The sequence below is a fragment of the Dorea sp. Marseille-P4042 genome (assembly GCF_900290215.1).
Classification (GTDB): Bacteria; Bacillota; Clostridia; order Lachnospirales; family Lachnospiraceae; genus Dorea; species Dorea formicigenerans.
Genome location: NZ_OLMI01000001.1, coordinates 416,110 through 429,607 on the forward strand (window position 1 = coordinate 416,110; position 13,498 = coordinate 429,607).

At 38.1% G+C, this 13,498-nt stretch carries 13 protein-coding genes; 2 read left to right on the forward strand and 11 right to left on the reverse strand.

Features of this window, described 5'->3' with window-relative positions; translation table 11 throughout:
• Nucleotides 1-106: 106 nt before the first annotated feature.
• Complete coding sequence (locus C7E02_RS02220; protein WP_029730466.1) at nucleotides 107-865, reverse strand: DUF4866 domain-containing protein; 759 nt, start codon at nucleotides 863-865, stop codon at nucleotides 107-109.
• Between the two features lie 121 nt (nucleotides 866-986).
• Here C7E02_RS02220 and C7E02_RS02225 point away from each other — a divergent pair, with 121 nt between their 5' ends.
• Nucleotides 987-1,868: a LysR family transcriptional regulator gene (locus C7E02_RS02225; RefSeq protein ID WP_005336460.1), complete on the forward strand. Its 882-nt coding sequence runs from the start codon at nucleotides 987-989 to the stop codon at nucleotides 1,866-1,868.
• 3 nt (nucleotides 1,869-1,871) lie between these two features.
• On the opposite strand, the gene C7E02_RS02230 is transcribed toward C7E02_RS02225, so the two are convergent.
• The 4 genes from C7E02_RS02230 to C7E02_RS02245 form a co-directional block, all read right to left on the reverse strand.
• Complete coding sequence (locus tag C7E02_RS02230; RefSeq protein ID WP_005336462.1) at nucleotides 1,872-3,017, reverse strand: glycerate kinase family protein; 1,146 nt, start codon at nucleotides 3,015-3,017, stop codon at nucleotides 1,872-1,874.
• Nucleotides 3,018-3,067: 50 nt separating this feature from the next.
• On the reverse strand, nucleotides 3,068-4,459 hold the full coding sequence (locus C7E02_RS02235; RefSeq protein ID WP_005336469.1) for a GntP family permease: 1,392 nt from the start codon (nucleotides 4,457-4,459) through the stop codon (nucleotides 3,068-3,070).
• A gap of 191 nt (nucleotides 4,460-4,650) precedes the next feature.
• The gene (locus C7E02_RS02240) at nucleotides 4,651-5,778 is read right to left on the reverse strand and encodes a CdaR family transcriptional regulator (RefSeq protein WP_022278916.1); all 1,128 of its coding nucleotides are present in this window, start codon (nucleotides 5,776-5,778) and stop codon (nucleotides 4,651-4,653) included.
• A 28-nt stretch (nucleotides 5,779-5,806) separates the two neighbouring features.
• Entirely contained in the window at nucleotides 5,807-6,151 is a 345-nt protein-coding gene (locus tag C7E02_RS02245) for a cupin domain-containing protein (protein WP_022278917.1), read from the reverse strand.
• A 109-nt stretch (nucleotides 6,152-6,260) separates the two neighbouring features.
• Between C7E02_RS02245 and C7E02_RS02250 the strand changes: the two genes are divergently transcribed.
• Nucleotides 6,261-6,539 carry a type II toxin-antitoxin system HicB family antitoxin gene (locus C7E02_RS02250; RefSeq protein ID WP_022278918.1) on the forward strand — a complete coding sequence of 93 codons (279 nt, stop codon included), beginning with the start codon at nucleotides 6,261-6,263 and terminating at the stop codon, nucleotides 6,537-6,539.
• 112 nt (nucleotides 6,540-6,651) lie between these two features.
• Here the strand turns inward: C7E02_RS02250 and rlmH are convergent, their stop codons facing one another.
• The 6 genes from rlmH to C7E02_RS02280 form a co-directional block, all read right to left on the reverse strand.
• Nucleotides 6,652-7,131, reverse strand: coding sequence for a 23S rRNA (pseudouridine(1915)-N(3))-methyltransferase RlmH (gene rlmH, locus C7E02_RS02255; RefSeq protein WP_105308715.1), 480 nt, complete (start codon nucleotides 7,129-7,131; stop codon nucleotides 6,652-6,654).
• A 14-nt stretch (nucleotides 7,132-7,145) separates the two neighbouring features.
• Nucleotides 7,146-7,919 carry a ZIP family metal transporter gene (locus C7E02_RS02260; protein ID WP_022278919.1) on the reverse strand — a complete coding sequence of 258 codons (774 nt, stop codon included), beginning with the start codon at nucleotides 7,917-7,919 and terminating at the stop codon, nucleotides 7,146-7,148.
• A gap of 481 nt (nucleotides 7,920-8,400) precedes the next feature.
• Nucleotides 8,401-9,789, reverse strand: a complete 1,389-nt coding sequence (gene gltA / locus C7E02_RS02265) for an NADPH-dependent glutamate synthase (RefSeq protein ID WP_022278972.1) — start codon at nucleotides 9,787-9,789, stop codon at nucleotides 8,401-8,403.
• Nucleotides 9,789-10,676 carry a sulfide/dihydroorotate dehydrogenase-like FAD/NAD-binding protein gene (locus C7E02_RS02270; RefSeq protein ID WP_005336477.1) on the reverse strand — a complete coding sequence of 296 codons (888 nt, stop codon included), beginning with the start codon at nucleotides 10,674-10,676 and terminating at the stop codon, nucleotides 9,789-9,791. Before C7E02_RS02270 ends, gltA begins: the two co-directional genes overlap by 1 nt.
• Before the next feature lie 218 nt (nucleotides 10,677-10,894).
• Nucleotides 10,895-12,076: an iron-containing alcohol dehydrogenase gene (locus tag C7E02_RS02275; RefSeq protein WP_005336479.1), complete on the reverse strand. Its 1,182-nt coding sequence runs from the start codon at nucleotides 12,074-12,076 to the stop codon at nucleotides 10,895-10,897.
• Between the two features lie 123 nt (nucleotides 12,077-12,199).
• A complete protein-coding gene (locus tag C7E02_RS02280) occupies nucleotides 12,200-13,495 on the reverse strand; it encodes a chitobiase/beta-hexosaminidase C-terminal domain-containing protein (RefSeq protein WP_029730462.1) in 1,296 nt (431 codons plus the stop codon).
• Nucleotides 13,496-13,498: the final 3 nt, after the last annotated feature.

Genomic DNA, 13,498 nt, shown 5'->3' on the forward strand with positions numbered 1-13,498 from the left:
AGTTCACTTGTCACTTATATAATTGGGAGTCTTCTCAACTGAACTAAAAGAGGAACCGTTCATTTTCAAGTGAATAGTTCCTCTTTCTTATAGATTATATGACAAATTATTCTTTATATTGATAAACAATCTTCTTCGCTGTCTCAATATGTTTTTCCAGTCGTTCTGAAAAATGTGTAAATGGAAGAAAAATTCCAAGTTCATCAAAATGCTCACCTTTTTCTTCAAGACGTTCTTGTCCATAATAAACAATGGATTTTGGCAATTCTTCCTGCAATTGCATAACCAGATCCATAACGGCGACATAAGACTGAGCTTCAGTCTCTTTCATTTTGATAGTATCCGGCAGTTCATATACAAGCAAAACACCTAACTGCTCTCCCATTCGATAATCTTTTACTTCCATAGTCACTTCATCATAACAATGCCTTTTTCGATATCCTTCTGCCAGATACATTTTCACATCATCATTTTGTGCGTAGACTTTTTGGAATTTATGATACATTTTGTCAGGTACAGCTTTCTTGCAATCATTTAACAAATTGCCGGATCCATCCGTTAAAATATAAGGATTGGTATGTCCGTCAGCGTTAAAACGAAACGGAACAAGGTATGCATTTCTAAGAAGATCGAACATGCTGTGCTGACAGATTGCCAGAAGGAAAGCGGTCAGATCTTTATTCTTATAAGCGTCAAATAAAGCTTTTGCAAATTTCTCCGGCGGCAATACTTCTCCTGAATATTCGCCGTCAGATTCTACTGATTCATAAAATGTTTCCATCAACCGTTCGCATGCCTGCGAATTTTCCAGAATTTTGTCAAATAAGTATTCTGCTTTTTCTTCTCTTGGAAATATGGTTGCCATTTTTATTCATCTCTTTTCTTATTGATTTTTTATCTGCTATATATTATAGTTGTCTTACGTCAAAATGTAAAAGATATATTTAGTATCATGGATATATCAATTTGGAATGAGAGGACTAGATATGATTACTTACGATTATTACCGCATATTTTATTTTGTAGCACGTTATAAGAGCTTTACAAAAGCAGCAAAAATGCTTGGCAACAATCAGCCCAATATTACACGCTGCATGAATATCCTGGAGCAAGAATTAAAATGCACTCTTTTCCTACGGTCTAACCGTGGTATTTCGTTAACACCAGAGGGAAAGAAATTATATGAGCATGTAGCAATTGCATATGAACAGTTACAGATTGGCGAAGAAGAAATCCGTCAGAATGGTGAACTGGAGAATGGATTAGTATCCATCGGTGCCAGCGAAAACGCGCTGAGACTGGTACTACTTTCAAGACTTGAAAAATTTCATGAACAATATCCGCATGTCAGACTTCGTATTTCGAATCATTCGACGCCACAGGCAATCCAGGCATTGAAAAGTGATATTGTGGATTTTGCGGCGGTAACGACACCACTTGATATTAAAGGTCCACTTGAAAAAATCCCATTAGCTTCTTATCGTGAAATATTAATTGGTGGAAAAAAATATAAAAAATTGGCAGAACAGACGCAAAAACTGAAAGATATTGCTTCTCTTCCATTTGTCAGTCTGGATGAAAATAGTGGAACCAGAGAATTATACAATAGTTTCTTTTTAGAACATGGACTTTCTTTTGCACCAGATATGGAAACTGCAACTACCGATCAGATGTTGCCGCTCATCGTACATAATCTTGGCATTGGGTTTTATCCAAAAAAGATGGCAGAACTTGCTCTTGCAAAAGGCGATGTCTACCAGATACCGTTGGAAGAAAAGCTGCCACTTAGAAGAATCTATTTAGTTACAAACGGCAGTGCCGCCAAGAGTACCGCCGTTCGTAAAATGATTGAATTTATTCAACATTAATAATTAAGCTTTTGAAATCTGCATCCCGGCTTTCAAAAGCTTAAATAGCCTTCTGGCAGCCCCTAGATACAAATCTTCTGCATGTTCCAATGCATCCGAAAGGGGCATAATACCATTTACAGTAGTGATGATAGATTCGATTCCATACGCATAGATATCTTCCGCACCTTTTCCCATGCTTCCGACGATTGCAACAGCTGGTATATGGTGATCTTTGCAATGAACACCAACACCCTGCATGACTTTACCAAATACAGACTGCCAGTCTGTAGCGCCTTCTCCAGTTACCACGATATCTACATCTTTCAGATGTTCATCGAAATCTACAAGATCAAGTACAGTTTCTATTCCAGATTTCAATGTTCCGTTTAAAAATACCATAAGAGCAGTCCCGAGACCACCAGCTGCACCTGCACCTGCAATTTGATCCATATCCAGTCCAAATTGCTCTTTAATAATGTCCCGGTAATTACACATACCAGCTTCCAGATCATTTTGAATCTCGGGGGGTGCACCTTTCTGTCTTCCAAATGTATAAGTAGCTCCGTCTTTTCCGCAAAGCGGATTTGTGACATCACACATTACCGTGAATTTACATTCTTTTATCAATGGATTCAGTCCAGAAAGATCTATTTTTCTAATTTTCATCAAATCCTCGCCGCAACCCATTAATTCCTGGTTATTCTCATCTAAAAATTTTCCACCAAGGGCGCGTATACAACCGATTCCACCATCGTTTGTAGCAGAGCCGCCGATGGCTATGGATATATCCCGGAATCCTCTTCTAAGAGCATCTGCGATCATTTCTCCAGTTCCATAAGAGGTAGTATAGCGTGGATCCCTTTTCTCTTCTGGAACGAGAGGCAGTCCGGAAGCTACAGCCATTTCCATTACTGCACGAGTTTCATCCAGCATACCGTAATTACTTGTAATATTTTCCCAGAGAGGTCCATGAACTTGCACAGATATTTTTTTCCCATTTGTAGCCGCAAGTACTGCGTCTGTCGTACCTTCGCCACCGTCAGCAACCGTAATACTGTCACACTGACAGTCCGGGAAAGTCTCCCGGGCTGACTGTGTTAAAAGTTCTGCAGTTTTTTGTGAGGATAATGTTCCTTTAAATGAATCTGAAGCAAATAAAAATTTCATAAGCTTCCTCCTGTAATTTTATAAATGTCTTTCGAATTCTAACTGCATTTTTATAAAAATAATGATAAAATAAAAATTTCTACCATAGAACTGATTCCAAGAATCAATGTAGCCACTGTCTGAGTTTTATATCCTTTTTCAGGTGTCATTGCACCAAAATTGGTAACTACCCAAAAATAAGAATCATTCGCATGGGATACAGTCATTGCACCAGCACCAATTGCCATTACAGCAAGAACTGTTCGAACCGGACTTCCAAGACCAAGAACCGGAAGAAGTGGTGCCACGATTCCTGCAGTTGTTGTAATTGCAACAGTAGATGAACCCTGTGCAGTTTTCAAAATAGCTGCTAATAAGAATGGGAAGAAAATTCCAATCTTTTCAAGTAACGTAGCATTTTGTGTAATATAATTAATCATATCTGTAGAGGAAATGACTTTACCAAGTACTCCACCAGCCGCTGTAACAAAAAGAATAGGTCCTACAGTTTTTAATGTCTCATTTGTCAGTTCGTAGAACTCATTCATTTTTCCGGCTCCTGACAACTGAATGATGCCAAAAATAGTTCCAACAGCAAGAGCAATAATCGGTGTTCCAAGGAACTGCAGAATGCTGTTTATTGTACCAGTAAGACCTGCCATACTTGCAATAGAACCAATTGCCATCAGAATAATCGGAACTATAATTGGTGCAAGTGCATTGAAACCATTTGGAAGTTTTCCATACTCAGCAACAAGTTCTTCATAAGTTTTATGAACTTCATTTTGGTTGGCTTCATCATTTGCTGTTACTTTTGTTCCAATATGTTTTGCAAAGAAATAACCTGCTATTAATGGAAAAACAGAACAAAGAGCACCCATTCCCATTACAAGTAAAAGATTATTTCCTACTCCCATCGTTGATGCAGCTGCAATTGGTCCGGGTGTAGGTGGAATAAATACGTGTGCAATATAAAGTCCAGATGAAAGCCCAATTGACATTGCTACGGAAGATGCACCTGTTCGGTTAACAAGTGCTTTACGAATTGGATTCAAAATAACAAATCCAGAATCACAGAATACCGGAATTGATACTACCCAGCCCATTAATTCCATAGCTAATTCCGGATGGCTCTTACCGACAAGGTGTATTACCATGTCTGCAAGCTTCAATGCTGCACCAGTTTTTTCGAGAATTGTTCCAATCAATGCTCCAAGAATAATTACAATACCAATGCTTGTAAATGTTCCTGAAAAACCTTGTCCAATTACATTCGCAAGACCCAGCGTTTTTACAGTTCCATCTGCTTCGGTTACATTTGTAAGCGGAATTCCCGCAACCAGACCAAGTATTAATGAAATAGCCATAATTGCAAGAAATGGATGAATCTTGAATTTTGAAATTGCCAAAATCATAAGAACTATCGCAATAATAAATGCGATGATAAGTGGTAAACCTGTCATATAAATCCCCCTTTTCTATTTGATATTTCCTATCATGTTTCTTAAGAAAGAGTTTAACAAAAAAAGATTCGAACAACAAAAGCTCTTACCACAAATCAAAGCATAAAAATTGTTACCATATCACAAAACATTTGTTCTTGATTTGACATTACATAAAGACTCAAGTTCATACGATTACATATATCGAATACTTATCTTCGTGATAGATATATATATAAGAATATTAAAAACCATTTATCTTTTGCTGAATTTTGAGGATTAACATCTAGCATATCTCGAAGTTTATTATATTGATATGCAAATGTATTTTTGTGCATAAAAAGCTCTTCGGAAGCTTTAGCTGTATTGAAGTTTGTATCTATCAACGTATCAACAAGTTCCAGACAGTGTTTTTGTATATCGATCGGCAAAAAGTTCCCAAAAACATTGAATATCTGATTCATTTCATTAATCGGAACAATTGCCTGAATATATTCAGAAATATAATCATAAAAATATATACTATTATGCTCAGTCTTGATATTATTTTCCAACCACTTGCAATGCCGATAAGCATAATAATACTGAGGAAAATTATTTTGAAATGTTCCTATGTAAAATTTGCAGGAAATCTCTTTTTTCTTAATCCATTGTAAGGTTGGCTGCAAATATTCTGCCAGCATATATTTGTATTCAGCAAAAAAACGTTTATTTTTTGAATCAATTGTTTTAAAAATTAATATATATTGATCTTCCAAAGGAAAACTGATGTCTTCGCTTTTATGCAGAATTCCTTGCTTTATGGATTCTAAAAGTACTTTTTGATATTTAGGATCTTCAAGATAACAAAGAATAGGTATACGTATAAGTTCTTCTTTGTAACTCAATTCTTCTGCAAGTCTTCGAAGACCATTCGGATCAGCATTTTGCTCACCTGTAATCATCTCTATAAAACGTTCTTTTTTTGTTTGTCTTCTGATAGATTGTAGCTTCTGGGTTTCATACTTTAATAATGTTTCAATTGCAAGTTTCGTGATATTGGCAACTGGACGAATTTCATCTGGCTTCCCAGTTACGCCTACTACTCCTTCACGTTTGTCATCTATTTCAATGACCATGTTAATCCCCTTTAAAGTACCTTGATAATCCAAGTCATTTTCAACCGTAATTATATTTTCAGAGGTGTGAAGAATCTGATATGCTGCTTCGTGAAAAGAACCAACACGTTTGGGGTCACAACTGGCAATTATAATTCCTTTTTCATTCATAATATTAACATTATAAGTTGTATATTTTGTCACATGTTCTATCAGTTTTCGTGCGAGTGTTTCTTCTAACATGGTGTCTCCTGCTTAGTTGATATAATGACTATTTTTTTAACACAAGGGCGATGAATATAATTGGTTCTGTTCCATGATTTTTAATTCCATGACCATCCCCATCTTTACAAAATGTTACATCTCCTGCTTTGATTTCATATTCTTTATCATTATCGATATATGTTGCACTACCAGAAAGCACATAATAAGTTTCTGTCTCTCCATGATGTTCATGATATCCTAATTCACACCCTGGATGAATCGTTACCTGTGAAAAGATTCGGCAGTGCTCTGCTCGTTCTTCTTCATTCAAAAGAGCTTCCATAAGTACATAACCTGCTCCACCATTTACATTTTCCTTTTTGGCAATTTCACGTTCTCCGGTTTTAGTCATGATGATATCCTCCTGTTATCTAAAAAATTATGATCATTTCTTTTATCATAGCACAAATCATGCTATAATGGAAAAAGACTTGTAATAATATATAGAAAGGACATTAGATATGAAATTTATATATCCGGCAGTATTTCGAAAAACTGAAGAAGGAAGATACAAAAGCTATTTCCCGGATCTGGAATGTTGTTACGGCGAAGGCGACACTTTAGATGATGCAATTGATGATTCCAATGAGGCAGCCAGAAATTGGCTGAGTCTGGAACTTACAGAAGAAGATCCTTTCATTCCATATGTTTCCGACGAAGAAGATATCGAATTAAAAGATGGCGAGTTCATTCGTAATATTTCTGTTAATATTCGATTTTACGAAGGATGGGATGAATAAAAAATGGGGCTTTCAGTTAATACCGATTTTTAGGCTATAAACCTTAAAATACGAATCTTCCGTAGAAATCAGTATTTTTTATACTTCAACTTCTTCGAAAGATTCGTATTTCTTATTTGTGATATGGTTCTCCGTTTATAATTCTGTAACTGCGATAAATCTGTTCTAGCAAAATTACACGCATCAATTGATGTGGAAAAGTCATTTTCGAAAAGCTAAGTGCATAATCAGAATGTTTCAGAACTGCATTCCCAAGTCCTATAGAACCACCAATTATGAAAATAATATGACTTGTGCCCTGTACACCTAGTGTATCAATTTTTTCAGAAAGCTCTTCTGAGGTCAACATCTTACCGTTAATCTCCAGTGTGATTACATAAGCATCATCTTTTACGTATTTTAAAATTCGTTCGCCTTCCTTATCTCTGATTCCGGCTTCTACAATTTCACTGGCGTTATCTGGTGTTTTTTCATCTGCAACTTCTATAATTTCCAGTTTGCAATAGCGGCTTAATCTTTTTGAATATTCCGCAATTGCATCTTTTAAGTATTTTTCTTTTATTTTTCCGACGGTAATTAGTGTAATTTTCATATAAACTCCTTTATTTAACCAAATGCCACATCAAGCATCATCATCAGTACAAAGCCAAGTGCAAAACCAATGGTCCCGATGTTACTGTGAGTGCCTTCGGCAGATTCTGGAATTAATTCTTCTACTACTACATATATCATAGCTCCCGCTGCAAATGCAAGAAGATACGGTAATAATGGTGTAATTTTAGATGCAAGCAGAATTGTTATTCCACCGCCAATTGGTTCCACAATCCCAGAAAACATACCATATAAAAAAGCTTTTATCCGCCCTTTTTCACTTCTGACAGGCAGTGAAACAATAAAGCCCTCTGGTATATTTTGAATTGCTATGCCGATAGACAGTGCAAATGCTCCGGCAAGTGTCACTTTTGAATTATTCATAAGAAGTCCTGCAAATACTGCGCCACCAGATATTCCTTCCGGAATATTGTGAATTGTAACTGCCAAGATCAGCATCGTCGATTTCTTTAATGAAGCTTTAGGACCTTCTGATTCTTCACTCCCAAGATGCAGATGTGGAATGAGGCGGTCCAATGCAAGAAGAAATACAATGCCGACAAGAAAGCCAACAGCAGCCGGTAAAAATGCCAGTTGTCCAAGATAATCAGACATTTCCATAGCTGGAATTAAAAGTGACCATACAGAGGCTGCAACCATAACTCCCGCTGCAAAACCAAGTAAAGACTTTTGAATCACAGGTTTTAATTCATTTTTTATAAATAATACGCATAATGCCCCAAGAGTTGTTCCGATGAACGGTATCATTAGTCCCCAGAAAATTGTCATGTATCAAACACTCCTTTTTATTATCTATTAGTATTATATTCAGAATCTCGATATCCTAGAATAACAGTATTAAATTAATCTACAGAGGTTAGGCTAAACTAATTCTGATATTATTTTATACAAAAGACTTAGAAGTGTCAATAAAAAAGTCAACTTCATAAATTAAGGGCACCCCTTTTATGAAAAAAGGGACACCCTTCATCAATGATGGGGACGTAGTATTTTAAAGTTTTACTACGTCCCCATTCAAGAATGCCTCGGCATTCTTGCTGCGAGGTGCGCGTCATGCAATTGCATGACATACTTCTACTGCGCACCTCTGCAAGTCTATACTCCGTTTCGGTCGGCACAAAACCATTGTCCACCGGACAATGTGCGCCCTGCCGGAGGCTATATCAGCTGGGGGATTGACTCCCACCACTGATACCAGCTTGTTTCTCACCACCTATAGTGGTGGGAGTCATCTCCCGGCTGATATAATTTATTTGTTGCTTAATAATTCATGAATTCCCTTTGCTCCGGCTTTTCCGGCACCCATAGCAAGGATTACTGTTGCTGCTCCTGTTACAGCATCTCCGCCAGCGAATACGCATGCTTTTGATGTCTGTCCATTTTCTTCTTCTGCAACGATACATTTTCTCTTGTTTGTCTCAAGACCTTTTGTTGTAGAAGCAATCAATGGGTTTGGAGATGTTCCAAGAGACATGATAACTGTATCAAGTTCAATCTCGTACTCTGATCCTGGAATTTCTTCCGGACGTCGTCTTCCTGATGAATCAGGCTCTCCAAGCTGCATCTTAACAACCTTCATTCCTTTTACCCAGTCATTCTCATCTGCAAGAATTTCTTTTGGATTTGTAAGAAGATCAAAGATAACGCCCTCTTCTTTTGCATGATGTACTTCTTCAACTCTGGCTGGAAGTTCTTCCTCACCACGACGGTAGATTATATGTACTTCTGCTCCAAGACGAAGTGCTGTTCTGGCAGCATCCATTGCTACGTTACCGCCACCGACAACTGCAACTTTCTTACCTGCTGCAATCGGTGTATCATAAGAATCATCGAAAGCTTTCATCAGGTTGCTTCTTGTCAGATACTCGTTTGCAGAGAATACTCCGTTTGATGCCTCTCCCGGAATTCCCATGAACATCGGAAGACCTGCTCCGGAACCGATGAATACAGCTTCAAAGTTTTCCTCTTCCATCAACTGATCGATTGTTGTTGATTTACCGATTACTACGTTTGGCTCAAAATGTACACCTAATTCTTTTACTTTTTCGATTTCTTTCTTTACGACTTTCTCTTTTGGAAGACGGAACTCTGGAATACCATATACAAGTACTCCGCCAAGCTCATGAAGTGCCTCAAATACTGTTACTTCATAACCAAGCTTTGCAAGGTCTCCGGCGCATGTAAGTCCGGACGGACCAGAACCGATAACTGCAACTTTATGTCCATTTGTCTTCTCAGGTTTTGCAGGTTTAATGTCATGCTCAAGAGCGTAATCAGCAACGAATCTTTCAAGTTTACCGATCGAAATCGGGTCACCTTTGATTCCACGGATACATTTGCTCTCGCACTGGGACTCCTGTGGACATACACGGCCACAGATAGCAGGAAGTGCTGAGGACTCTCCGATTACTTTATAAGCTTCCTCAATATTACCTTCTTTTACATGACTAATAAATCCTGGAATATTGATAGATACAGGACAGCCCTGGATACATCTTGCATTCTTACAGTTGATACAGCGCTGTGCCTCTTCCATTGCTTCTTCTTTGTTATATCCATAACATACTTCTTCGAAGTTTGTTGCTCTTACTTTTGGATCCTGTTCTCTTACAGGAACTCTCTCTAATACATTTGCCATTATTTGTCACCTCCGCAGTTTCCGCATCCACCATGATGAGTGTCACCTTCCTGTAATTTCAGCATTGCACGACCTTCTTCTGTCTTGTAAAGCTGCTGTCTCTTCATAGCGTTATCAAAATCAACGAGATGTCCGTCAAACTCTGGTCCGTCTACGCATGCGAATTTCACTTCGTCTCCAACGATCAGACGGCAGGCACCACACATTCCTGTACCATCAACCATGATCGGGTTCATGCTGACAACTGTCGGGATCTCCAGTTTCTTTGTAAGGAGACAGACAAATTTCATCATGATCATTGGACCGATTGCAATACATACATCATATTTGTTTCCATTATTTACAAGTTCTTCGACCATTGTTGTAACCATTCCGGCATGTCCGTAGGAACCATCATCTGTACATGGGTAATAGTTACCAGATACAGCTTCCATAGCATCTTCAAGGATCAGCATATCTTTTGTCTTTGCTCCGACAATAACATCTGCTGCTACGCCGTGTTCATGTAACCATTTTACCTGTGGATATACAGGAGCAGCTCCAACTCCACCTGCTACGAATAAGATTTTTTTCTTTTTCAAGTCTTCTATGTCTTCTCCAACGAGCTCTGAAGCACAACCAAGAGGTCCAGTGAAATCACGGAATGAATCCCCGGCCTTTAAGTCAGCCATCTTTACAGTAGATACTCCGACTTCCTGGAATACGATTGTAATAGTACCTGCTTCTCTGTCATAGTCACAGATTGTAAGTGGGATACGTTCTCCCTTATCGTCCATCTTAACGATAACGAACTGTCCAGGCTGGCAGTGTCTTGCAACACGTGGTGCCTCAACATCCATAAGATAAATCTTGTCAGCTAATTTTTCAGCTTTTAATATCTTATACATCTTGCTTCCTCCTAATTCTAACCCCCATTGAAATACCGGGAATAATAATAATCATCTATTTAATGATACAACATTGTTATGAAAATATCAAGTAACTTGCTGTGAATTTAATTTCTAAAATAAATTCAGAAAAACGCACCAAAAACGGCAAATATTATTACAATACCTGCCGTTTCATCATTATTTTATTAAAATTATTTTTTTAACATTATCGTTAATTAAAAATCAACTTCTGTTCCATAATAAATGCATGTAAACAGTCTTTCCATTGTAGCTGGATCAATTGTTCTTGGATTAGAACCTGTACAGGCATCACCCACAGCATTTTCAGAGATTGTAGCAATTTTTTCTTTAAATTCATCTTCTTTGATCCCGAAATCCTTTAATGTAGCCGGAATATTTAAGATAACATTGAATTCATTGATCTTCTCACAAAGACTGTTGATGAGTGCTTTTTCAGATGCTCCACCAAGTCCTACAAACCTTGCAATTTCAGCATATCTCTTAGCTGCTACAGGATCTTTTGCATTATATTTGATTACATATGGAAGATACATTGCATTTGCAAGTCCATGTGTAATATGTCCTGTAGAGAATGCAGCTCCTGTTTTATGAGCCATAGAATGTACGATTCCAAGTAATGCATTAGAGAATGCCATTCCAGCCAGGCACTGTGCATCGTGCATTTTTGCTCTTGCTTCCATATTGCATCTGTAGGATGCCGGAAGATAATCAAATACCATCTCGATTGCTTTGAGTGCAAGCGGATCTGTATATGGACAGTTCAATGTAGATACATATGCCTCAATCGCATGTGTCAAGGCGTCCATACCTGTGTAAGCAACCTGATTTACAGGAAGTTCAGCTACAAGAGCCGGGTCAACAATTGCCACATCCGGTGTGATGTTAAAATCTGCCAGTGGGTACTTGATTCCTTTTGCATAATCTGTGATAACAGAAAATGCTGTTACTTCAGTTGCAGTTCCGGAGGTTGAAGGGATTGCTGCAAATTTTGCTTTCTGTCTTAATTCCGGGAAACTGAATGGTGTAATCAGATCTTCAAATGTTATTTCCGGATATTCATAGAAAGCCCACATAGCTTTTGCTGCATCAATCGGTGATCCACCACCCATAGCTACGATCCAGTCAGGCTCGAATTCCTGCATAGCCTTTGCACCTTTCATTACAGTTTCAACAGACGGGTCTGGTTCTACACCTTCGAAAAGAGCAACTTTCATTCCAGCTTCTTTCAAGTAGTCTTCAACTTTTGCAAGGAATCCCTGGCGTTTCATTGCGCCGCCACCGACAACAACGATTGCCTTTTTACCTTTTAAGTTCTTCAGCTCTTCTAAAGCGCCTTCTCCATGATAAATGTCTCTTGGTAATGTAAATCTTGCCATGATTTTTCTCCTCCATAAAATAATTGCGTTAAAAAATTATCACAGTTGCATTATAGCATTGATAATAATTTAACGCAATATTTTTCTGGTAATTTTTTCTTTTTTTACATAATAAGATTACAATTATTGGTTATCATACATATAATTTCTAGTGGTAATACCACTCATACGCCCCTTTCCATTGACAAGTACGACTTTAAAAAGAGTTTCTCCCTTTGGCATGTCGATTGGCCCGGTATATTTTGTAGATGCTGTTGTCGGGTCTGTACCGTCTGTCGTGTAATATGCAGTATATCCCTCCGGTACTTTTACTTCAATCTGAACTGCTTCATCGTACTGGCCTGTTGACGGGGAGACCGCCGGTGCATCTTCTACAGGGAATTCTACCGTATAAGTCTTCTTACCGATTGCACTCGGCACCCCTTTTTTGTTGACAGCAATTGCTTTTATGGTTGTCTCACCCTCGCTGATCTGTATGCCTTCACTAGTGTACTTCGTACTTGTCAGATCAGGATCTGTACCATCCGTTGTATAGTAGATTATATCTTTATCTGCAGTCAAAAGTAATTTTTGGACATCATCATAAGTCGTAGAATCCTCCAGACTGAACTTTGGTTCATCTACAACATAATCGCTTAATTTCTCCAACATGGAGTCACTGACAGAATCCAAAAGTTCTGGAATTTTCATGTTCTGATCTGATTTCAAATAAAAATCCATACAAGCTTTATAAAGTTCAACATTACCAGATTGCTTGCTAACTGCTTCTTCAAATAATGTTGTACCTTCATCGGCCTTATCCTGTAACAGATAGACATCTGCAAGACCTGTGTAAGCATCTGCTTTTTTAGTATTTTTGGAAATTGCCTGTTTATAATAAGCTTCTGCAGTGGTATAATCTTTTGACTGCGCGGCTTTTTGTGCTTTTTTCATAATCCCGTTATAGGAATTCTGATATACAACATAGAATCCGGCACCTGCCAATACTACGATTGCAGCCATAATAAGCAGGACGATCCGTCTTTTTCTGCGCAAAGCTTTCTTTCTTGCTGCTTTTGCGCTCTGCCGTTTTCTTCTTTCTTTTTCAGTTAGCATCTGCCCCGTAGTATTCCCGGTCATTCTTCTTCCAGTCATAGCCGCTGTTGTTCGTGATGCACTTCTTCCTGTATTTCTTCCTGCACCACGTCCAGTTGAACCTGTATTTCTGCCAGCAGATTGTCCTGTCCTGTTATTATTTCTGCGTTTTTGATTTATATATTGATCGAACTCCGATTCCTGCTCATTGCCATCTAATTGGATCTGAGCCGTTAGCATTTCTTCAAGTGGATTGTAATCTGGTACAATCTGTACCTCTCGCCCACATTTTTTACAATATAATTCCCCTTCTGGTATTTCTGCCTTACAATACCTGCATTTCATTGT

Bases quoted from the DNA above. Each gene is read 5' to 3' on its own strand.
- C7E02_RS02235 (WP_005336469.1), bottom strand. From the start codon at position 4,459: ATGACAGGTTTACCACTTATCATCGCATTTATTATTGCGATAGTTCTT.
- C7E02_RS02280 (WP_029730462.1), bottom strand. From the start codon at position 13,495: ATGAAATGCAGGTATTGTAAGGCAGAAATACCAGAAGGGGAATTATAT.
- C7E02_RS02245 (WP_022278917.1), bottom strand. From the start codon at position 6,151: ATGACTAAAACCGGAGAACGTGAAATTGCCAAAAAGGAAAATGTAAAT.
- C7E02_RS02220 (WP_029730466.1), bottom strand. From the start codon at position 865: ATGGCAACCATATTTCCAAGAGAAGAAAAAGCAGAATACTTATTTGAC.
- C7E02_RS02270 (WP_005336477.1), bottom strand. From the start codon at position 10,676: ATGTATAAGATATTAAAAGCTGAAAAATTAGCTGACAAGATTTATCTT.
- C7E02_RS02230 (WP_005336462.1), bottom strand. From the start codon at position 3,017: ATGAAATTTTTATTTGCTTCAGATTCATTTAAAGGAACATTATCCTCA.
- rlmH (WP_105308715.1), bottom strand. From the start codon at position 7,131: ATGAAAATTACACTAATTACCGTCGGAAAAATAAAAGAAAAATACTTA.
- gltA (WP_022278972.1), bottom strand. From the start codon at position 9,789: ATGGCAAATGTATTAGAGAGAGTTCCTGTAAGAGAACAGGATCCAAAA.
- C7E02_RS02225 (WP_005336460.1), top strand. From the start codon at position 987: ATGATTACTTACGATTATTACCGCATATTTTATTTTGTAGCACGTTAT.
- C7E02_RS02250 (WP_022278918.1), top strand. From the start codon at position 6,261: ATGAAATTTATATATCCGGCAGTATTTCGAAAAACTGAAGAAGGAAGA.
- C7E02_RS02260 (WP_022278919.1), bottom strand. From the start codon at position 7,919: ATGACAATTTTCTGGGGACTAATGATACCGTTCATCGGAACAACTCTT.
- C7E02_RS02275 (WP_005336479.1), bottom strand. From the start codon at position 12,076: ATGGCAAGATTTACATTACCAAGAGACATTTATCATGGAGAAGGCGCT.
- C7E02_RS02240 (WP_022278916.1), bottom strand. From the start codon at position 5,778: ATGTTAGAAGAAACACTCGCACGAAAACTGATAGAACATGTGACAAAA.